The organism is Nocardioides sp. SRI_004 (genome assembly GCF_057586415.1).
The window spans coordinates 95,831-113,598 of record NZ_JBYCZV010000014.1; the positions used below are offsets into that span (position 1 = coordinate 95,831).

A 17,768-nucleotide genomic window follows, 5' to 3' on the forward strand; every position below is an offset into this window, starting at 1 on the left:
CGATGTTTGGCGAGCCGTCATCGGGCAGGCTGGGGCCATGATCACAGTCGACCGACTCACGGTCTCGTACGGCGCGTTCACCGCCGTCGACGACGTCAGCTTCGTCGCCCAGCCGGGCCGCGTCACCGGCTTCCTCGGGCCCAACGGCGCCGGCAAGTCCACCACGATGCGGGTCATGGTCGGCCTGACGCCGCCCACGCGCGGCCACGTCACGATCGGCGGCCTGCTCTACCGCGACATCCCCAACCCGGGTCGCCACGTCGGCGTCCTCCTCGACGCGGGCGCGCAGCACGCCGGCCGCACCGGCCGCGAGATCCTGGCCATCGGCGCCGAGACCATGGGCCTGCCGAAGACGCGTGTCGACGAGATGCTCGCGCTGGTCGGCCTGACCGACTCCGAGGCCAAGCGCCGGCTGCGCAACTACTCGCTCGGCATGAAGCAGCGTCTCGGCATCGCGCACGCGCTGCTCGGCGACCCGTCGGTGCTGATCCTCGACGAGCCGGCCAACGGCCTGGACCCGGCCGGCATCCGGTGGATGCGCGGCCTGCTCAAGGGGTACGCCGACCGCGGCGGCACCGTGCTGCTCTCGAGCCACCTCCTGCACGAGGTCGAGCAGATCGCCGACGAGATGATCCTCATCGGCCACGGCCGGATCGTCGCGCAGGGCGACAAGCAGACCCTGCTCGCCAACGCCGGCGGCGCCGACGTCGCGCTGGTGACCTCGCTCGACAACGCAGCGCTCGGCGCGGCGCTCACCTCGGCCGGTCACGCGGTGGAGCCTGCGGGCAGCGGCCTCAAGGTCGCCGCCTCGACCGAGCAGGTGGGGCGTGCCGCCCTCGCTGCCGGCGTCGTGCTGACCGACCTCCGGTCCGGCGGCGCCGGGCTGGAGGACCTCTTCCTCGAGCTCACCTCGTCGACCCAGCGCGACGCCTTCCCGAACGGAGTCCCGGCATGAGCAGCCTCGCCGCACCCCCGCAGACCCTCGACGTCTCGAACACCCCGGCGGTGCCGTTCGGCCGGCTGGTCAAGGTCGAGTGGCGCAAGATGCTCGACACCCGCGCCGGGCTCTGGCTGCTGATCATCTCCGCGGGCCTGCTCGCGCTGATCTCCGGCATCGTGCTGCTGGTCGTCGCGCTCGCCGACGTCACCCCGCCGAGCGCCAACGACTGGCTCAACATCATGACCATCCCGGTCTCGATGCTCGTCCCGGTCATGGCGATCACCATCGTCACCCAGGAGTGGAGCCAGCGGACCGCCATGGTCACCTTCGCGCTGGAGGCCAGCCGGCTCCGCGTGGTCCTCGCCAAGCTGGTGGCGGTCATGGCGCTCGGCGCCGCGACGATCGTGCTCGCGGCGGTGCTCGGCCTCGTGGGCAACGTCGTCGGCGCCGCCATCGCCGGCACGGACGCCGACTGGAATGTCACGGTCGGTGCCTTCGGCTGGGCACTGGCGACCCAGGTCCTCTACCTGCTGATGGGCTTCGGCTTCGGCCTGCTGCTCCTGAGCAGCCCGGCCGCGCTCGCGCTCTACTACGTGTACGTGTGGATCCTCGAGGGTGGCGTGATCATCCCCGGCATCATGTACGTGCTGTGGTTCTCGTTCGACTGGGCGCAGTCGATCCTGCCGTGGATCAGCATGCGGCTCTCGATGCTGCCCTTCCAGCTCAGCGACGACGACGTCCGCACGATCGAGCAGGACCTCGGAGCGACCCTCGACACCGGCGCCCTCGGGATCGCCCGCGTCATCACGTCCGTCCTGATCTGGGTGGGGATCCCGCTGCTGCTCGGCACCTGGCGACTGCTGCGCGCCGAGGTGAAGTAGCCCCAGCACTTCACCCACCATTGCCGGACACGTCACCGTGGCGGAGCCTGCTGCTAGCAGGCTCCGCCACGGTTTCTGTCGTGGGCAACGGATACCTGCGCTTCGCCGCCCTCGGCGACAGCACCACGGTCGGCCTCGGAGACCCGGTCCCCGGCGGAGGCTGGCGGGGCTGGGCCCGCCTGCTGAGCGAGGCCCTGCAGGCGTCGTACGACGTCTCCTTCTGCAACGTGGCGATCTCCGGCGCGACGGCCGCGGTCGTGCGCGAGCAGCAGCTGGCCGAGGCGGTCGCGCACCGGCCCGACCTCGCGTCGCTGCTCGTGGGCGTCAACGACACCTTGCGGTCGACCTGGGACCCCGCGCGGCTGCGGGAGGACCTCCTGCACGTCGCGGCCGAGCTGAGCGGTGCCGGCGCGACCCTGATGACGGTGCGGTGGCACGACCACGGCAGCATCCTCGGCTTGCCGCGCCTGGTGGTGCGGCCGATCACCGAGCGGATCGAGGTCGTCAACGAGGTGTACGACGAGGTGCACGCGACCTTCGGCGGCCTCCGGCTGGACCTCGCGCTGATGCCCGAGGTGCTGGACAGGGCGAACTGGTCGATCGATCGCTTCCACCCCTCCGAGGTGGGTCACCGGGCCCTGGCCCGGGCGTGGGCCGAGCGGCTGCGGGCCGCCGGCTTCGAGCTGCCGCTGCCCGGTGCGACGCCGGAGGGCGGCTGCCCGCCGAGCTGGCGGCGCGACGTGGCGTGGATGGTGGCCGAGGGCGCTCCGTGGGTGGGGCGTCGCGCGCGCGACCTCGGCCCGTGGGCCGTGCGCAGGGCTGTCGTGGCGATGCGGTGACGCCTCGGTAGGTTGGGGCCCATGAGCACCCGCGAGGACGGCCGCGCCGACGACGAGCTGCGACCCATCACGATCACCCGCAACTGGCTCGACCACCCGGCCGGCTCCGTGCTGGTCGAGTTCGGCCGGACCCGCGTGCTGTGCGCGGCGTCCGCCTCGGAGGGTGTCCCGCGCTGGCGCAAGGGCTCCGGCCTCGGCTGGGTCACCGCCGAGTACGCCATGCTCCCGGCGGCCACCAACACCCGCTCCGACCGCGAGTCGGTCAAGGGCCGCATCGGCGGTCGCACCCACGAGATCAGCCGCCTGATCGGCCGCTCGCTGCGCGCGGTCATCGACAACAAGGTGCTCGGCGAGAACACCATCCAGATCGACTGCGACGTGCTCCAGGCCGACGGCGGCACCCGCACGGCCGCGATCACCGGTGCGTACGTCGCGCTGGCCGACGCCTGCGCGAAGCTCGGCGTCCCCGGCGCGCTCACCGGGTCGGTCGCCGCCGTCAGCGTCGGCATCATCGACGGCGTCCCGCGCCTCGACCTGCCCTATGTCGAGGACGTCCGCGCCGAGACCGACATGAACGTCGTGATGACCGGCGACGGCAAGTTCGTCGAGGTGCAGGGCACCGCGGAGGGCGCGGCCTTCGACCGCGCCGAGCTCGACGCCCTGCTGGCGCTGGCCGAGAAGGGCTGCGCCGACCTCACCCTCCTGCAGCGCCAGGCCCTGGGATCGTGAAGGTCCTCGTCGCCTCGCGCAACGCCAAGAAGCTCGAGGAGATGCGGCGGATCCTGGCCGCGCACCTGACATCCGTCGAGGTCGTCGGCCTCGACGACGTCGAGCCGTTCGAGGAGCCGGTCGAGGACGAGCCGACCTTCGAGGGCAACGCCCTGCTGAAGGCCCGCGCGGGAGTGGCCGCCACCGGCCTGCCGACCATCGCGGACGACTCCGGCCTGTGCGTCGACGCGCTCAACGGCATGCCCGGAGTCCTGTCCGCCCGCTGGTCCGGCCCCCCGAAGGACGACGACCGCAACAACCAGCTGCTGCTCGCGCAGCTGGCCGACGTCCCGGACGAGCGGCGTACCGCCCACTTCGCGTGCGCCGTGGCGCTCGTCCACCCCGACGGCCGTGAGCTGGTCGTCGAGGGGCGGATGGACGGCACCGTCATCCGCGAGGTGCGCGGCAGCGGCGGCTTCGGGTACGACGTCCTGTTCGTCGCCGACGAGCAGCCCGGCCGTACGACGGCCGAGCTGAGCCGCGAGGACAAGGACGCGATCTCGCACCGCGGTCGGGCGCTGCGCGAACTGGCACCGCTGGTCGCCGACTTCCTCGGCTGAGACTTGCGCGTGCCGGAGGCGGGACTCGAACCCGCACACCCGAAGGCACGGCATCCTAAGTGCCGCGTGTCTGCCAGTTCCACCACTCCGGCTCGAGCGCGCCCGAGTCTAGGGCTTCGGCGCAACGACAGCGGGCGAGGCCCGGAGGCCACGCCCGCTGTGCGCTTCGATCAGGGAGGACCCGGTCAGCTGGTCCACACCCAGGTGCTGAGGATCTTGTCGAACTGGTCGAGCACGTCGTCGTCGCCCTCCTTGAGGGAGACGGTGATCGAGTAGCCCTTGTCGCCGCTGATGACCAGGTGCGAGCGCTGGACCACGTTGACACCGCCGTCGTTGGTGCGGGCGATGTTGACCGTCAGCGCGGTCTGGCCGCCGATGGAGACGTTGGCGCCGTCGTTGACCTCCGCGGTGGAGTCGCCGGAGACCAGCGCCTTCTTCCAGTTGTCCTTGAGGTCGTTCGGGTCGGTGTAGCCGTAGGACGACTGGGTCTCGACGATCACGTTGCCGCGGGCGGTGTTGAACGTGTCGCCCCACAGGAAGACCTTGTCGAGGGTCTCGAGGTCGGAGTTCTGCGCCTTGAACTCCTCGGTGCCGTCGGTCCAGCCCTTCGGCACCTGCAGCGTGTAGCCGAGTCCCTCGAAATGGTCGCCGCCGATGTCGGGGACACTGCTGCCGTCGTCCTTGCCGTCGTCCTTGCCGTCGTTGCCGGACGAGGTGTTCTTGTCGTCGCCGCCGGCCTTCTTGTCGTCGTCGCCGCCGAGCGCGACCGCGGCGATGATGCCGCCGACGACCAGCACCAGCACCGCGACGACGGCCGCGATGATGATGCCCGTCCTGCCCTTCTTCTGCGGGGCCGGCTGGGACCAGCCGCCGCCATAGGGCTGCTGGGGCGCGCCGTAGCTGCCCGCGACGGGCTGCACCGCCGGCGCCGGCTGGTGCGGCGGCGACACGATGGGCTGCTGCGGGTGGGCGACCGGCGAGGTGACGGGCGACTGCAGCGGGGGCTGGACCGGCGACTGGACCGGCGGGCCGGGCGGAGGCGGCGGCGCCGCCGTACCGGCGTCCGGGTCGAGACCGGTGACGAGGCCCTCGGGGACCTTGCCGAGCGCGTAGCCGAGCACGGCCACGGCCCACTGGCAGCCGCGTACGTCGGCGCTGCCCCGGTCACGCGCCAGGCGCTGGCCCGCCGACTCGACGGCGTCGGCAGGGTTGGCGCCGCTGTCGAGCATGGTGACCATGCCGTCGAGCGCGCCGAGCCGGACGGCGTCGGTGAGCAGGTTGATCGTCCCACTGGAGGCCTGGCCCTCGTCGAGGTAGTCGTCGAGGGAGCCGCGGAACGCGGTCGCGTCACGGAACAGGTCGTGGCCGTGGTCGCGGGCGAGGTCGGCGAGCGCCTGGTGCAGCTTCATGGATGTCCTTCGGGTGGGTCAGGGAGCTCAGGCCGACAGGCCGAGGTCCCTGCGGAGCTTGGCGACGTGGCCGGTCGCCTTGACGTTGTACTGCGCGAGCTCGATCGCACCGTCGGCACCGACGACGAAGGTGGACCGGATGACGCCCTCGACAATCTTGCCGTAGAGCTTCTTCTCCCCAAAGGCGCCGTAGGCCTTGTGCACGGCCAGGTCGGGGTCGGAGAGCAGGGTGATGGTCAGGCCGTCGCGATCGCGGAACTTCGCGAGCTTCGCCGGGGCGTCCTTCGAGACGCCCACCACCGTGTAGCCGGCGGCCTGCAGCGAGTCCAGCGAGTCGGTGAAGTCACAGGCCTGCTTGGTGCACCCGGGCGTCATCGCCGCCGGGTAGAAGTACACGATCACCTTGCGGTCACCGGAGAGCAGCGACGCGAGGCTCACCTGCTCACCGGTGTCGGAGGTGAGGTCGAAGGCAGGGGCGGTGTCGCCGGGGGAGAGGCGGGCCTGGTCGCTCATGGGATGGGAACTCTCCTGATGGGCAGGTGCTGTTGCAAATGGCATGCAATAAGGTGGTCGTCGTTCGTGACCATCCAACTACATCCATGCCGATGATGTGGGACAGCCTTCCCCGAACAGGAGCAGCGCCATGCACGTGCCTGACGGATTCCTCGACGCGCCGACCTCGGTCGCCACGGGGGTGGTCGCGGCCGCGGGCGTGGGGGTCGCGCTGCGCAAGGCGCGTGCCGAGCTCGACGACCGCACGGCGCCCATGGCCGGGCTCGTCGCGGCCTTCGTCTTCGCGGGACAGATGATCAACTTCCCCGTCGGCGCGGGCACGAGCGGCCACCTGCTCGGAGGGGCCCTGGCCGCCGTGCTGGTCGGGCCGTGGACCGGAGCGCTGTGCATCAGCGTCGTCCTGCTCGTGCAGTCGCTCTTCATGGCCGACGGCGGGCTGACCGCGCTCGGCACCAACATCACGCTGATGGCGATCGTGGGTGCCTTCGTCGGGTACGCCGTCTTCCGGCTCGTGCTCGCCGTGCTGCCCCGTAGGGCGGGGTCGGTCCCGGTGGCCGCGGCGGCCGGCGCGTTCGTGTCCGTCCCGACCGCGGCCGCGGTCTTCACCCTCCTCTTCGCGATCGGCGGCACCGCCGACGTCGCGACCGGCAAGGTGCTGGCCGCGATGGTCGGCTGGCACGTCGTGATCGGGATCGGCGAGGCGATCGTGACCGGCCTGGTCGTCAGCGCCGTGATCGCCTCCCGCCCGGACCTCGTCCACGGCGCGCGGGGCCTGGCCACGCGCGCACCGCTCGTCACCTCGGAGGCAGCCGCATGAGGGGCACCATGACCCGCCAGCGCAGGTTCCTGGCCATCGGCCTGCTCGTCGCCCTGCTCGTCGCGGGCGTCGGCAGCTACTACGCCAGCAGCCACCCCGACGGCCTCGAGTACGTCGCCGGCAAGACCGGCTTCCTCGACAGCGCCGACGACCCGGTCGACACCGGCAGCCCCTTCGCCGACTACGGCACGAAGGGCGTCGACGACGAGCGGCTCAGCGGCGGCATCGCCGGCGTGGCCGGCGTCGGCCTGACCCTGCTCATCGGCGGCGGCCTGTTCTGGGTGCTGCGGCGGCGCCCGGCGCCGCAGCGGCAGGACTGACGGCCCGGCCATGGGCGCAGGTCACGGCCACCGGCTGCACTTCCACGGCCACTCCGTGGTGCACCGCGCGCCGGCGCACCTGAACGTGCTGGCGCTCCTGGCCTTCGTCCTGGTCGTCGTCGCCACGCCCCGCGACTGGTACGCCGCCTACGCGGTCCACCTCGCGGTCCTGGTCGGCGTCATCGTGGCCGCGCGGGTGCCGTTCGGCTACCTGCTGCCACGGATGGTCATCGAGGTGCCCTTCCTGCTGTTCGCGGGGCTGATCCCGTTCATCGCGGAGGGCCCGCGCGTCGCCGTACCGATGCCGGGCGGGTGGGAGCTGAGCCTCTCCGAGTCGGGGCTGGTCGCGGCCTGGGGACTGGCAGTGAAGGGCACGCTCGGCGTCCTCGCCTCGCTCACGCTCGCCGCGACGACGGAGCCCACCGACGTCCTGCGCGGCCTCCAGCGCCTGCACGTCCCCGACCTCCTCGTGCAGATCATGTCGTTCATGGTCCGCTACCTCGACGTGGTCACCGGCGACCTCGGCCGGATGGTGACCGCGATGCGCTCGCGCGGCGTCGACCCACGCTCCCCGCGGCACTGGCCGGCCCTCGCGCGCACCCTGGGCGCCCTCTTCGTGCGCTCCTACGAGCGCGGCGAGCGGGTGCACCTCGCGATGCTCTCCCGCGGGTACGACGGCCGCCTCCCCGATCCCGAACCGACTGCTGGAGCCGCGCGATGACCCCCGTCCTCGACCTGCAGGGAGTGGCCTTCGCCTATCCCGACGGCCACCAGGCCCTGTTCGGCGTCGACCTGCACGTGCACCCCGGCGAGCGGGTCGCCCTGCTCGGCCCCAACGGAGCCGGCAAGACCACGCTGGTGCTCCACCTCAACGGCATCCTGTCGGCGGAGTCCGGCCACGGCGAGGGCAGCGTGTCGGTCAGCGGGCTGCCGGTGACGAGGAAGAACCTGCTCGAGATCCGCCGCCGCGTCGGCATCGTGTTCCAGGACCCCGACGACCAGCTCTTCATGGGATCCGTGCGGGCCGACGTCGCCTTCGGCCCGGCCAACCTCGGGATCAAGGGCGCGGCCCTGGAGAGGCGGGTGATGGACGCGCTCGAGCAGGTCGGCATGGCCGGGTTCGCCGACCGCCCGCCCCACCACCTGTCCTTCGGGCAGCGCCGCCGGGTGGCCGTCGCGACCGTGCTGGCGATGGAGCCCGAGATCCTGGTGCTCGACGAGCCCAGCTCCAACCTCGACCCGGCCTCGCGCCGCGAGCTCGCCGACATCCTGCGCGGGCTCGACGTGACGCTGCTGATGGTCACCCACGACCTGCCCTACGCGCTGGAGCTGTGCCCCCGGTCCGTGGTCCTCAGTGGCGGCCGCGTCGTCGCCGACGGACGCACGTACGACGTCCTCACCGACGACGAGCTGATGCGTGCCCACCGGCTGGAACTCCCGTGGGGCTTCGACCCGCGCACCGTGCCGGTTGATAGCCTGCCCGGGTGAGTGACACTCCCTCTGACATCGAGCGTGAGATCGAGGAGGCGCGCGAGCGCCTCGCGGGCACGATCGACCAGCTGCTCTACCGCTCGCACCCCAAGACGATCGTCGGTCGCGAGGTGGCGCAGGTGAAGGCGTACTACGTCGACGCCGCGACGGGGGAGCCGCGCACCGACAACATCCTGAAGACCGTCGGCGGCGTGGTGGGCGTCATCGCCTTCTTCGTGGCCGTCCGCGCGATCACGCGCACCCGCTGAGGTGTCCGACAAGACCCCCATCAAGATGCTGCACGACCGCATCTTGTGCGAGACCGACACCGAGGCCGGCGAGCGCCGCTCCTCGGGCGGCATCGTCATCCCGGCCACGGCCGCCATGGGCGCTCGGCGCCTGGCCTGGTCGCGCGCCGTCGCGGTGGGCCCGCACTGCCGCGCCGTCGTGGCGGGGGACCGGGTCCTCTACGACCCGGAGGACAAGGCCGAGGTCGAGGTCTCCGGTGACGTCTACGTCGTGATGCGCGAGCGCGACATCCACGCGGTCGCCGCCGACCGGCTCGGGGACGAGTCGACGGGGTTGTACCTGTAGCCGTCGTGGGAGTTTCACCGGCCGGCCGGTGAAACTCACGCTTGGACGAGGAAACTTCGTCGTCCAAGCGTGAGTTTTGTCGTCCAACTTCGGGAGAATCACCGGCCGGCCGGTGAAACTCCCGCCCCGCTGTGACGTAACCCACAACCACTGGAACACGTTGCACCCGCATGCGCTCCCCCCGCGTGCTGGCCCTGCTCGCTGCGTCCCTCGCCCTGCCCGCCCTGGCGCTCGCCGGGCCCGCTGGCGCCGGGCCCGCTGACGCCAGCCCCAGCCCGTCGGTGGAGGCCCCGGCGCCGTACGACGCGACGATCCGGATCACCGCGCACGGCATCCCGCACATCACCGCGTCCGACTGGGGGTCGCTGGGCTACGGCAGCGGCTACGCGACGGCGTCCTCGTCGATCTGCAACCTCGCAGACACGGTGCTGACCGCGCGGGGCCAGCGTTCGCGGTACCTCGGCGGTGAGGAGCGCTACCGCGACGGCGTCTCGCTGGACGCCACCAACCTGCAGGTCGACGCGTTCGTCACGGACCTGCACAACCGCAAGGTCGTCGAGACGCTGCTGGCCTCGCCTGCCGGTCCCACGACGCGGGCGCGGGCGATGGTGAAGGGCTACACGGCGGGCATCAACCGCTGGCTGCGCGAGAACGAGATCACCGACCCGGCCTGCCGGGACGAGGACTGGATCAAGCCCGACGCGACCGAGCTCGACCTCTGGTACGGCGTCTACATGGCCAACCTGATCGCCTCGTCGGGCAACTTCCTCAAGGAGATCGTCGAGGCGGACCCGCCGACGCTCGACGACCCCGGCCTGCCCGACCTCGGCATCGACCTGCCGCTGCCGACGACCAAGGAGGAGGTCGCGGCCTACGCGAAGCAGGTCGACAAGCAGGCGCTGCTCGAGTCGTTCGGCCAGGACGACGACTTCGGCTCGAACGCCACCGCGATCGGCGGCGACAAGAGCTCGACCGGTCGCGGGCTGCTGCTGGGCAACCCGCACTTCCCGTGGGTCGGCCGCTACAAGTTCACCCAGCAGCACCTCACCATCCCCGGGCGGTACGACGTCGCCGGCGCCTCGCTCATCGGCTCGCCGGTCGTCAACATCGGCTGGAACAAGGACGTCGCCTGGAGCCACACCGTGTCGACGGCGTACCGCTTCACGCCCTACGAGTACCTCACCGTCGGCCCCGGCCCGCTCTACCTGACCGCCAGCGGGCTGCTCCGCAAGGCCGAGCGCCGCTTCGTCGACGTCCAGGTCAAGCAGGCGGACGGCTCGCTGGCGACCGTGCGCGAGGACCTCTGGCGCACACCGCAGGGCTACGTCATCGACAGCCCCTCGCAGTTCATGGGCTGGTCGCCGCTGAGCTTCTGGGCGATCCGCGACGCCAATGCCGAGCACCTGCGCACCATCGACACCTTCCTCGCGATGGGCGAGGCGACGAGCAGCCGCGACCTGCTCGCGAAGCAGGACGCCGGCGGCGGCATGCCGTGGGTCAACACGACCGCGGCCGACCGCCGGGGCGAGGTCCTGTACGCCGACCACAGCGTGGTCCCGCACGTCACGAACGCGATGGCCAACCGCTGCCTCACCCCGGTCGGGCTCCTGCTCAAGACGGTCGCCGGACTGCCCGGCCTCAACGGCCTGCTGGCCGACGGGCTGTGCAGGTGGGGGACCGACGCGGATGCACAGCGGGCGGGGATCCTCGGCCCGGCGAAGCTCCCTGCCGTCGTACGACGTGACTGGGTGATGAACGCCAACGACTCGTACTGGACGCCCAACGACAAGGTCCGGCTCGAGGGCTACGCCACCATCATCGGCTGCGAGAAGTGCGCGCGGACGATGCGGACCCGGATGGTCCAGCAGTACGTCGTGGACCGGCTCGCCGTCGGCAAGGAGACGCCGGCGACGCTGCGGGGCCACGAGTTCGAGAACAGGGTGCGTGCCGCCGAGGTGATGCGGGCCGGCGGCAGGCTCGACGAGGTCTGTGCCAGGACTGGGGAGACAGAGGCCTGTGCCGTGCTGAAGGCGTGGGACGGCCATTCCGACACCACGTCGGTCGGCACGCACCTGTTCGAGGCGTTCGTCGAGAGGGCGCCGACCGGGACGAACCTGTGGTCGGTCCCCTTCGACCCGAAGGACCCGCTCAACACCCCGCGGGGCCTGAAGACCGGGACGGCGGTGGTGAAGGCGATGCAGGAGGCCATCGACGCGGTCCGCGACGCCGGTGTGCCCTTCGATGCTGCGTGGGGCACGCTGCAGGTCGCCGGTGACCGGGGCGCGCCGCCGCTGCCGATCAGCGGCGGCAACGGCGACCTGGCCGGCAACGCCAACGCGGTCGCCTCCCGCAACCCGGCGTCCAACACCGACCGCTACAAGCCGATCAGCTACGGCTCGTCGCACATCCAGGCGGTCAGCTACCTGGCCGACGGCTCCGTCGACGCCCGCACGCTGCTGACCTACAGCCAGTACGAGGACCCCGCCTCGCCGTGGTCGTGGGACCAGACGAAGCTCTACTCCCAGGAGCAGTGGGTGCGCTTCCCGTGGACGTCCGCGCAGATCGACGCGGCACTCGTCCGGACGGTGAGCCTCGCCGGGAGCTAGCCTCCACCCCATGTCCGTCGAGGTCGAGAAGCACGGTCTGGTCACCGTCGTCACGCTGTCGCGCCCGGAGGTCCGCAACGCGGTCGACGCCGAGCACGCCCGCCTGCTGACGGAGGCCTTCACGGAGTTCGACGCGGACGAGTCCGCCTCCGTCGCGATCCTGTACGGCGCGCACGGGGTCTTCTGCGCCGGCGCCGACCTCAAGGCCGTCTCCGAGGGGCGGGTCGACGTCGGCGCTCCGGGCGAGGGCCCCGACGCCGGGCCGGCCGGGATGGGGCCGACCCGGATGCTGCTCTCGAAGCCGGTGATCGCCGCCGTGGAGGGGTACGCCGTCGCGGGCGGCCTCGAGCTCGCCGTCTGGTGCGACCTGCGGGTCATGGACCCGGAGGCCGCCTTCGGCGTCTTCTGCCGCCGCTGGGGAGTGCCGCTCATCGACGGCGGCACGGTCCGCCTGCCGCGGCTGATCGGCCACTCGCACGCCCTCGACCTGATCCTGACCGGCCGGGAGGTCGGTGCCGACGAGGCGCTGCGGATGGGCCTCGCCAACCGGGTCTCCGCCCCCGGCCGGGTGCTGGAGGAGGCGCTGGCACTGGCTGCCCAGCTCGCCGCCTTCCCGCAGACCTGCCTGCGCCAGGACCGCCTGTCGTCGTACGGGCAGCACGGGCTGGACCTCGACGCGGCGCTCGCGCTCGAGTGGAAACACGGGCTCGTGTCGCTGTCCGCCGATACCCTCGACGGTGCCTCGCGCTTCGCGGGCGGCGCGGGCCGCCACGGCGCGTTCGAGTAGACATTTCGGGAGGGACGACGTGGTCAAGGGACCCGGGCGCGACCAGCGTGGCCCGATGGAGCGGCTGGTGCGGATCGCGGCCTACCTGCAGGCCCACCCCGAGGTCGGGGTGCTGGGGGAGGAGCTGATCAAGGTCGCCGGGTTCGAGGGCGGCCGCGACGCCGGCACCCAGCTCAAGCGCGAGCTGGGCCACCTGGAGGCCCAGGGCTGGCAGATCGAGAACGTCAACGGTCCCGGCGAGCCGGCGCGCTACCGGATGACCACGGTCGACAACCGGTTGCGGGTCCGGCTCACGCCCGGCCAGCAGGCCGAGCTGCGCCGCGCCGTGCTGCTCGCCCGGCGCGAGGACCTGGTCCAGCGACTGGGTCTGCCGGCGGGGTCCGCCGGTGACGAGCTGCCCGTCCCGGCCGCCGTACGGGCTGCGACGCCGGACGCGCTGCCCCTCGTGGTGGACGCCGTGCGCGACCACCAGCTGCTGTCCTTCACCTACAAGGGCACCCGGCGCACCGTGCACCCCGAGTCGGTGCGCAACCAGAACGGCACCTGGTACCTCCGTGCCGTCGAGGACGCGGACCTCGCCGAGCCCGTCGTGAAGGCGTTCGTCGTCTCCCGGATGTCGGGTGCCGAGGCGCACGCCCCGGGGAGCGCGCAGCGGGTCCCGGCCGTGCGCCACACCGGGCTGCACCCGATGTCGTGGGAGATCGACCCGCCCGTCGAGGTCACCCTCCGCACGCCCGCGCACTACGAGGACGACGTGCGGCGCTGGCTCGGCGAGCCCGAGGGCGTCGAGCCCGACGGCGACGGGGCGGTCCGGATGCGCTACCGGGTCACCCACCGCGCGGCCCTGCGCACCCGCCTCAACGAGCTCGGCGACCGGGTCCGCATCGTCGAGCCCGAGGAGGTCCGGGCCGAGGTGATCGCGGCCCTCGACGCCGCACGCGGAGGTTCCACCCGATGAGCACGCCCAAGTACGTCGAGCGGTTCGCCCGCCTGCCCAAGGTCTTCGAGCGCCTCCAGCGCCACCCCGACGGCCTGCCGCTGGAGGAGCTCGCCGCCGACTTCGACGTCTCCGTCCCGGCGCTGCGCGAGGAGCTGCTGGCCTTCTACACCGCCGACATCGGCGGCCGGTGGCTGCTGACGCGACCGGAGGTGCTGGAGTTCCTCGGCCCCGACGGCGACACCGAGGACCCGGGCACCGCCGGGATCGTCCGCATCGTCGCCGAGGTGCCGGCCGACATCGGGGTCGAGTACGTCGACGCCGGCGAGCTCGGCCTCGCCTACACCGCCGCGCTGGCCCTCCTCGAGACCGAGCCGGACAACGAGGAGCTGGGCCAGGCCATCGACGTCCTCACCGAGACGATGTTCGGTCCGTCCGCGGCAGCAGGCGGGCCGACGCCCTCCGTCCCGAGCTGGAACCGGCTGCTGCCCGTCTTCCGTGAGGCGCTGTCCGCCGGTCGCGCGGTGCGCATCGTCTACTCCCGCGCCTGGCACCCGGGGGTGACCGAGCGTGAGATCGAGCCCTACCAGCTGGTGCAGACCCGGCGCGGCTGGGAGGTCGACGCCGGTCCCGCCGACGACGAGGGCCGGCTGCGGACCTTCCTGCTCTCGAACATCCGGTCCGCCGAGATCGTCGACCGGTCGTTCACGGCGCCGGACGACGTGGCGCAGCGGCTCGCCGAGCAGCGGGCGACCACCCGGGTGCGGGTGCTGCTGCCGCAGAGCGCCCGCTGGGCGGCCGACTTCTACGCCGAGCAGGTCACCCTCGTCCAGGACGACGAGGAGGACGTGGTCGTCGACCTGGAGCTGCTGCCGCCGGTCGAGCGGCGCGTCGGGCGGCTGCTGCTCGCCTCCGGGCCGCTCGCGACGGTGATCGACCCGCCCGAGCTGGACTCGGCGGGCGTCGTCCTCGCCGAGGAGCTGATGGTCCACCACTCGTCGTGAGGCCCCGACGGTCCTAGGCTGCGAGCATGACGCTGGCCCAGAACCTCGTCCGGATCGCCCTCGGCACGACCATGGTGGGAGCGGGGGTGACCCACCTGACGGTGGCCCGGGAGGAGTTCCGGGCGCAGGTGCCGGAGTGGTTCCCGGTCGACGACGACCTGACCGTGCTCGGCTCCGGTGTGGTCGAGATCGGCCTCGGCGCGGCCTTCGTGGCGCTGCCGAAGCGCCGGCGGCTCGTCGGCGGCCTGCTCGCTGCGTTCTTCGTCGCGATCTTCCCCGGCAACATCGCGCAGTACGTCGAGGGGACCAGCGCCTTCGGGCTCGACACCGACCAGAAGCGGCTCGCCCGGCTGTTCTTCCAGCCGGTCCTGGTGCTGCTGGCCCTGTGGGGCGGGGGTCGGCTCGGCCGGCAGCGGGGCGCGGGCGCGGACTGAGCGGCGAGCCGTCGGGAGCGGTTGTCGGCGCCGTGGCCTAGGGTGGGACCCGAGCGGCTCAGGACGGGGGCCGTGCCAGCGGGTCTCGCGACCCCTCGGCCGGAAGGCCCCCTGTGCAACCCAACAGCCCTGTCCTCGTCGAGCTCGACGGGGACAGTCTCCCCGGCCTGTTCCTCAAGGCGACCGCCGACGGCACGCGCCTGCTCGTCACGTTCGAGCAGGACGGCCACGTCTCGACCACCTGGCTCCCGGTCGAGCAGGTGCGGCTGGTCGAGGCGTAGCCGGGTCGGGCTCAGCCCTGGGGCGGGTGGTCCCCGGCCTGTCGAACCTGCTGGTTGGTCGAGTCGACGATCTCCTGCGCGATGGCACGGAGCCGGATGTTGCTCGTCGACGACGCGCGCACCAGGAACTGGAACGCCCGGTCCTCGGTGAGGCGGTAGCGCTCCATCACGATGCCGACCGCCGTGCCGATGGCTTGGCGTGAGGCCACCGACTCCTTGAGCTGGTGCTCGTGGCGCGAGCGGCCGAGCGCGATCGCGGCGTGCGCGGCGAAGAGCTCGGCGAGCTGGATCGCGTCGGGATCGATGCCGGGCTCGACGGCGTAGAAGTTCAGCCCGCCGAGCGCGCCGTCGTCGGTGTAGAGCTGCAGGCCCATCTGGGCGCGCAGACCGAGGCGCGCGACCTCCTCGACGTACCGCGGCCACCGCGTCTCGGTCTCGACGTCCTCCATCACCGTGACACCGCCGTGGGTGATCGCGTCGTAGCAGGGGCCCTCGCCGAGCTTGTACTGGAGCTCGTCGACCTCCCAGACCAGGCGGCCGGTCCCGGCGCGGGTCTCGATGGTTCCGAAGTGGCCGTTGCCCTTGCCGGTCACGGAGATGCCGACGTGCTCGAAGCCGGGCACGGTCTGCTGGGCGGCGTGCACGATCGCGTCGAGGGTGTGCTCCAGCGACTGCTGGCGGTCGATGGCGCGCGCGGCGTCGGTGAGTGCGGAAGCGATGCTGGTGGTGTCGGTCGTCACGGTCCCTCCTCGTCGTGGGGCCTTCGTGGTACCCGCGAAGGGCCCCGTCGATCCGGGAGAACGACGAAGGGCCCGGTCACGTGACCGGGCCCTCCGTGTGCGGTACACCCCCTCGGACTCGAACCGAGAACCCGCTGATTAAGAGTCAGCTGCTCTGCCAATTGAGCTAGGGGTGCATCTGGTGAAGCGAGATGGAACATTACCAGCGGCGGGGCTGGCCGGTGAAATCGGGAGGCCGCCTGGTCAACCGCGGGACTCCAGCACGGCCTGGGCCGCGTTGTGCCCGCCCAGGCTGCTGACCGCCCCGCCCCGACGGGCGCCCGAGCCGCAGAGCAGCACGGCGTCGTACGACGTCTGCACGCCCCAGCGCTCGGCGGGGGTGTCGAGCCGGGCCCGGGCGGGGGCCCACGGCCAGTCCAGGTCGCCGTGGAAGATGTGGCCGCCGGGCATCGCGAGGTCGGCCTCGACGTCCTGCGGGATCTTCGCCTCGATGCAGGGCTCGCCCGCCGGCGTGCGCATCACGACGGACTCGATCGGCTCCTCGAGCACGGCGTCGAGCGAGGCGATCGCGCGGCGCAGGGCCTCGGCCCTGGTCGCCTCGGGGTCGGCGTCGAACAGGCGGGCCGGCGTGTGCAGGCCGAAGTAGGTGAGCGTGTGGGTGCCGGCCGGGACGTCGCCGAGGATCGACGGGTCGGTGAGGGAGTGGCAGTAGACCTCGCCCGGCAGCGGGTCGGGGAGCTCGCCGCGCGTCGCGGCCGCCCACGAGACCTCGAGGTCCGAGGCGGACTCGGCGAGGTGGAGCGTGCCGGCGAACGCGACGGCCGGGTCGATGCCGGAGCGGAGCCGGGGGAGCCGCGAGAGCAGGAGGTTGACCTTGAGCTGGGCGCCCTCGGGCTTGGTGGCGGGATCCTCGCCCTCACCGAGCAGGATCCGCAGCACCCACGGCGCCACGTTGGCCAGCACGTGCCGCGCCTGAGCGCTGCGCTCCCGCGTGCCGTCGTGCCACCGGACCTCGGCCCCCTCGCCGGGGCCGCCGGGGAGGATCGCGCTGACCCCGGCGCCGGTCACGATCTCCGCGCCCGCGTCGCGGGCGGCCCTGGCCAGCGCGTCGGTGACCGAGCCCATACCGCCGACGGGGACCCGCCACTCGCCGGTGCCGTTGCCGATCAGGTGGTAGAGGAAGCAGCGGTTCTGGACCAGGCTCGGGTCGCGCAACGACGCGAAGGTCCCGATCAGCGCGTCGGTGCCCACGACGCCGCGGACGAGGTCGTCGCGGAAGCGCCGCTCGATCGCCTCGCCGAGCGGCCGCTCGACGACGTCGTGCCAGATCTCCGGGTCCACGGCAGCGCGGACCTCGGCGTCGGTGGCCAGCGGCCGGGTCAGGGTCGGCGCGACGGCGCCGGCCAGCCCGGCCACGCCGTCGTAGAAGGCCCGCCAGGCGTCGTACTCGTCGTCGGAGCCGGTGAGCTCGCGGAACGAGCGCCGGGTCGCCTCGCCCTCCTCCCGCTCGACCAGCAGGCCCGTGGCCCGCCCGTCCCGCACGACCGGCGAGTACGACGCCGTCGACCGGCTCACGAGCCGGAGGTCGGGCCCGAGGTCGGTCACCACCTGCTGCGGCAGCAGCGAGACCAGGTAGGAGTAGCGCGACAGGCGGGTCGGGAAGTCCGGGAAGGCCTGTGCCGAGACCGCCGCACCGCCGACGTGGTCGAGTCGCTCGAGCACGAGGACGGACAGTCCGGCGCGGGCGAGGTAGGCGGCAGCAGTGAGGCCGTTGTGGCCGCCCCCGACCACCACGGCGTCGTAGCGCGTCATGGACCGACCCTATGCGCAGGGGGTGGACGGAATAGGCCACCAGAGCATATGGTTGA

Annotated in this window: 21 protein-coding genes and 2 tRNA genes; 17 read left to right on the forward strand and 6 right to left on the reverse strand. The window is 72.3% G+C overall.

The annotated features are described in order from the left end of the window. Positions 1-37: 37 nt before the first annotated feature. The 5 genes from AC2YHB_RS18755 (at position 38) to rdgB (ending at position 3,988) form a co-directional block, all read left to right on the forward strand. Positions 38-955, forward strand: a complete 918-nt coding sequence (locus tag AC2YHB_RS18755; RefSeq protein ID WP_036540766.1) for an ABC transporter ATP-binding protein — start codon at positions 38-40, stop codon at positions 953-955. Next, entirely contained in the window at positions 952-1,821 is an 870-nt protein-coding gene (locus AC2YHB_RS18760; RefSeq protein ID WP_036540768.1) for an ABC-2 transporter permease, read from the forward strand. Before AC2YHB_RS18755 ends, AC2YHB_RS18760 begins: the two co-directional genes overlap by 4 nt. 80 nt (positions 1,822-1,901) lie before the next feature. Next, on the forward strand, positions 1,902-2,660 hold the full coding sequence (locus AC2YHB_RS18765) for an SGNH/GDSL hydrolase family protein (protein WP_487354472.1): 759 nt from the start codon (positions 1,902-1,904) through the stop codon (positions 2,658-2,660). Positions 2,661-2,681: 21 nt separating this feature from the next. Then, complete coding sequence (rph, locus tag AC2YHB_RS18770) at positions 2,682-3,389, forward strand: ribonuclease PH (RefSeq protein WP_179650223.1); 708 nt, start codon at positions 2,682-2,684, stop codon at positions 3,387-3,389. Then, positions 3,383-3,988, forward strand: a complete 606-nt coding sequence (gene rdgB / locus AC2YHB_RS18775; protein ID WP_487354489.1) for an RdgB/HAM1 family non-canonical purine NTP pyrophosphatase — start codon at positions 3,383-3,385, stop codon at positions 3,986-3,988. Before rph ends, rdgB begins: the two co-directional genes overlap by 7 nt. A 10-nt stretch (positions 3,989-3,998) precedes the next feature. On the opposite strand, the gene AC2YHB_RS18780 is transcribed toward rdgB, so the two are convergent. The 3 genes from AC2YHB_RS18780 to bcp form a co-directional block, all read right to left on the reverse strand. Continuing rightward, a tRNA-Leu gene (locus AC2YHB_RS18780) sits at positions 3,999-4,080 on the reverse strand. 93 nt (positions 4,081-4,173) lie between these two features. Then, positions 4,174-5,397 (reverse strand): hypothetical protein, encoded by a 1,224-nt coding sequence (locus AC2YHB_RS18785; RefSeq protein WP_179650225.1) that lies wholly within the window; start codon positions 5,395-5,397, stop codon positions 4,174-4,176. A 27-nt stretch (positions 5,398-5,424) separates the two neighbouring features. Then, positions 5,425-5,910 carry a thioredoxin-dependent thiol peroxidase gene (bcp, locus tag AC2YHB_RS18790; RefSeq protein ID WP_179650227.1) on the reverse strand — a complete coding sequence of 162 codons (486 nt, stop codon included), beginning with the start codon at positions 5,908-5,910 and terminating at the stop codon, positions 5,425-5,427. Between the two features lie 130 nt (positions 5,911-6,040). On the opposite strand from bcp, the gene AC2YHB_RS18795 reads away from it, so the two are divergent. The 12 genes from AC2YHB_RS18795 (at position 6,041) to AC2YHB_RS18850 (ending at position 15,160) form a co-directional block, all read left to right on the forward strand. Further along, a complete protein-coding gene (locus AC2YHB_RS18795; protein WP_036540780.1) occupies positions 6,041-6,727 on the forward strand; it encodes an energy-coupling factor ABC transporter permease in 687 nt (228 codons plus the stop codon). Then, positions 6,724-7,047 carry a PDGLE domain-containing protein gene (locus AC2YHB_RS18800; RefSeq protein WP_218864735.1) on the forward strand — a complete coding sequence of 108 codons (324 nt, stop codon included), beginning with the start codon at positions 6,724-6,726 and terminating at the stop codon, positions 7,045-7,047. Before AC2YHB_RS18795 ends, AC2YHB_RS18800 begins: the two co-directional genes overlap by 4 nt. Positions 7,048-7,057: 10 nt before the next feature. Next, positions 7,058-7,768, forward strand: coding sequence for a cobalt ECF transporter T component CbiQ (gene cbiQ / locus AC2YHB_RS18805; protein ID WP_487354473.1), 711 nt, complete (start codon positions 7,058-7,060; stop codon positions 7,766-7,768). Next, positions 7,765-8,535, forward strand: a complete 771-nt coding sequence (locus AC2YHB_RS18810; protein ID WP_036540787.1) for an energy-coupling factor ABC transporter ATP-binding protein — start codon at positions 7,765-7,767, stop codon at positions 8,533-8,535. The genes cbiQ and AC2YHB_RS18810 overlap by 4 nt, the downstream gene beginning before the upstream one ends. Further along, entirely contained in the window at positions 8,532-8,786 is a 255-nt protein-coding gene (locus AC2YHB_RS18815) for a DUF3618 domain-containing protein (protein WP_036540789.1), read from the forward strand. The genes AC2YHB_RS18810 and AC2YHB_RS18815 overlap by 4 nt, the downstream gene beginning before the upstream one ends. 25 nt (positions 8,787-8,811) lie before the next feature. Next, positions 8,812-9,111 carry a GroES family chaperonin gene (locus tag AC2YHB_RS18820; protein ID WP_179652394.1) on the forward strand — a complete coding sequence of 100 codons (300 nt, stop codon included), beginning with the start codon at positions 8,812-8,814 and terminating at the stop codon, positions 9,109-9,111. A gap of 170 nt (positions 9,112-9,281) precedes the next feature. Beyond that, positions 9,282-11,717, forward strand: coding sequence for a penicillin acylase family protein (locus AC2YHB_RS18825; protein ID WP_487354474.1), 2,436 nt, complete (start codon positions 9,282-9,284; stop codon positions 11,715-11,717). A 10-nt stretch (positions 11,718-11,727) separates the two neighbouring features. Then, complete coding sequence (locus AC2YHB_RS18830; RefSeq protein WP_487354475.1) at positions 11,728-12,504, forward strand: crotonase/enoyl-CoA hydratase family protein; 777 nt, start codon at positions 11,728-11,730, stop codon at positions 12,502-12,504. Between the two features lie 19 nt (positions 12,505-12,523). Next, complete coding sequence (locus tag AC2YHB_RS18835; RefSeq protein ID WP_036540797.1) at positions 12,524-13,462, forward strand: WYL domain-containing protein; 939 nt, start codon at positions 12,524-12,526, stop codon at positions 13,460-13,462. Continuing rightward, on the forward strand, positions 13,459-14,445 hold the full coding sequence (locus AC2YHB_RS18840) for a WYL domain-containing protein (RefSeq protein ID WP_487354476.1): 987 nt from the start codon (positions 13,459-13,461) through the stop codon (positions 14,443-14,445). The genes AC2YHB_RS18835 and AC2YHB_RS18840 overlap by 4 nt, the downstream gene beginning before the upstream one ends. 26 nt (positions 14,446-14,471) lie before the next feature. Continuing rightward, positions 14,472-14,879: a DoxX family protein gene (locus AC2YHB_RS18845; protein ID WP_036540800.1), complete on the forward strand. Its 408-nt coding sequence runs from the start codon at positions 14,472-14,474 to the stop codon at positions 14,877-14,879. 113 nt (positions 14,880-14,992) lie between these two features. Then, the gene (locus tag AC2YHB_RS18850) at positions 14,993-15,160 is read left to right on the forward strand and encodes a hypothetical protein (RefSeq protein ID WP_179650234.1); all 168 of its coding nucleotides are present in this window, start codon (positions 14,993-14,995) and stop codon (positions 15,158-15,160) included. Positions 15,161-15,171: 11 nt separating this feature from the next. On the opposite strand, the gene AC2YHB_RS18855 is transcribed toward AC2YHB_RS18850, so the two are convergent. The 3 genes from AC2YHB_RS18855 to AC2YHB_RS18865 all read right to left on the reverse strand — a co-directional run bounded on the left by AC2YHB_RS18855 (position 15,172) and on the right by AC2YHB_RS18865 (position 17,712). Then, on the reverse strand, positions 15,172-15,900 hold the full coding sequence (locus AC2YHB_RS18855) for an ANTAR domain-containing protein (protein WP_487354477.1): 729 nt from the start codon (positions 15,898-15,900) through the stop codon (positions 15,172-15,174). Positions 15,901-16,003: 103 nt separating this feature from the next. Continuing rightward, positions 16,004-16,076, reverse strand: a tRNA-Lys gene (locus AC2YHB_RS18860). Positions 16,077-16,143: 67 nt separating this feature from the next. Then, positions 16,144-17,712, reverse strand: coding sequence for a phytoene desaturase family protein (locus AC2YHB_RS18865; protein WP_487354478.1), 1,569 nt, complete (start codon positions 17,710-17,712; stop codon positions 16,144-16,146). Positions 17,713-17,768 lie beyond the last annotated feature (56 nt).

Bases quoted from the DNA above. Each gene is read 5' to 3' on its own strand.
- AC2YHB_RS18755 (WP_036540766.1), top strand. From the start codon at position 38: ATGATCACAGTCGACCGACTCACGGTCTCGTACGGCGCGTTCACCGCC.
- AC2YHB_RS18760 (WP_036540768.1), top strand. From the start codon at position 952: ATGAGCAGCCTCGCCGCACCCCCGCAGACCCTCGACGTCTCGAACACC.
- rph (WP_179650223.1), top strand. From the start codon at position 2,682: ATGAGCACCCGCGAGGACGGCCGCGCCGACGACGAGCTGCGACCCATC.
- AC2YHB_RS18785 (WP_179650225.1), bottom strand. From the start codon at position 5,397: ATGAAGCTGCACCAGGCGCTCGCCGACCTCGCCCGCGACCACGGCCAC.
- bcp (WP_179650227.1), bottom strand. From the start codon at position 5,910: ATGAGCGACCAGGCCCGCCTCTCCCCCGGCGACACCGCCCCTGCCTTC.
- AC2YHB_RS18795 (WP_036540780.1), top strand. From the start codon at position 6,041: ATGCACGTGCCTGACGGATTCCTCGACGCGCCGACCTCGGTCGCCACG.
- AC2YHB_RS18800 (WP_218864735.1), top strand. From the start codon at position 6,724: ATGAGGGGCACCATGACCCGCCAGCGCAGGTTCCTGGCCATCGGCCTG.
- cbiQ (WP_487354473.1), top strand. From the start codon at position 7,058: ATGGGCGCAGGTCACGGCCACCGGCTGCACTTCCACGGCCACTCCGTG.
- AC2YHB_RS18810 (WP_036540787.1), top strand. From the start codon at position 7,765: ATGACCCCCGTCCTCGACCTGCAGGGAGTGGCCTTCGCCTATCCCGAC.
- AC2YHB_RS18820 (WP_179652394.1), top strand. From the start codon at position 8,812: ATGCTGCACGACCGCATCTTGTGCGAGACCGACACCGAGGCCGGCGAG.
- AC2YHB_RS18825 (WP_487354474.1), top strand. From the start codon at position 9,282: ATGCGCTCCCCCCGCGTGCTGGCCCTGCTCGCTGCGTCCCTCGCCCTG.
- AC2YHB_RS18830 (WP_487354475.1), top strand. From the start codon at position 11,728: ATGTCCGTCGAGGTCGAGAAGCACGGTCTGGTCACCGTCGTCACGCTG.
- AC2YHB_RS18840 (WP_487354476.1), top strand. From the start codon at position 13,459: ATGAGCACGCCCAAGTACGTCGAGCGGTTCGCCCGCCTGCCCAAGGTC.
- AC2YHB_RS18845 (WP_036540800.1), top strand. From the start codon at position 14,472: ATGACGCTGGCCCAGAACCTCGTCCGGATCGCCCTCGGCACGACCATG.
- AC2YHB_RS18865 (WP_487354478.1), bottom strand. From the start codon at position 17,712: ATGACGCGCTACGACGCCGTGGTGGTCGGGGGCGGCCACAACGGCCTC.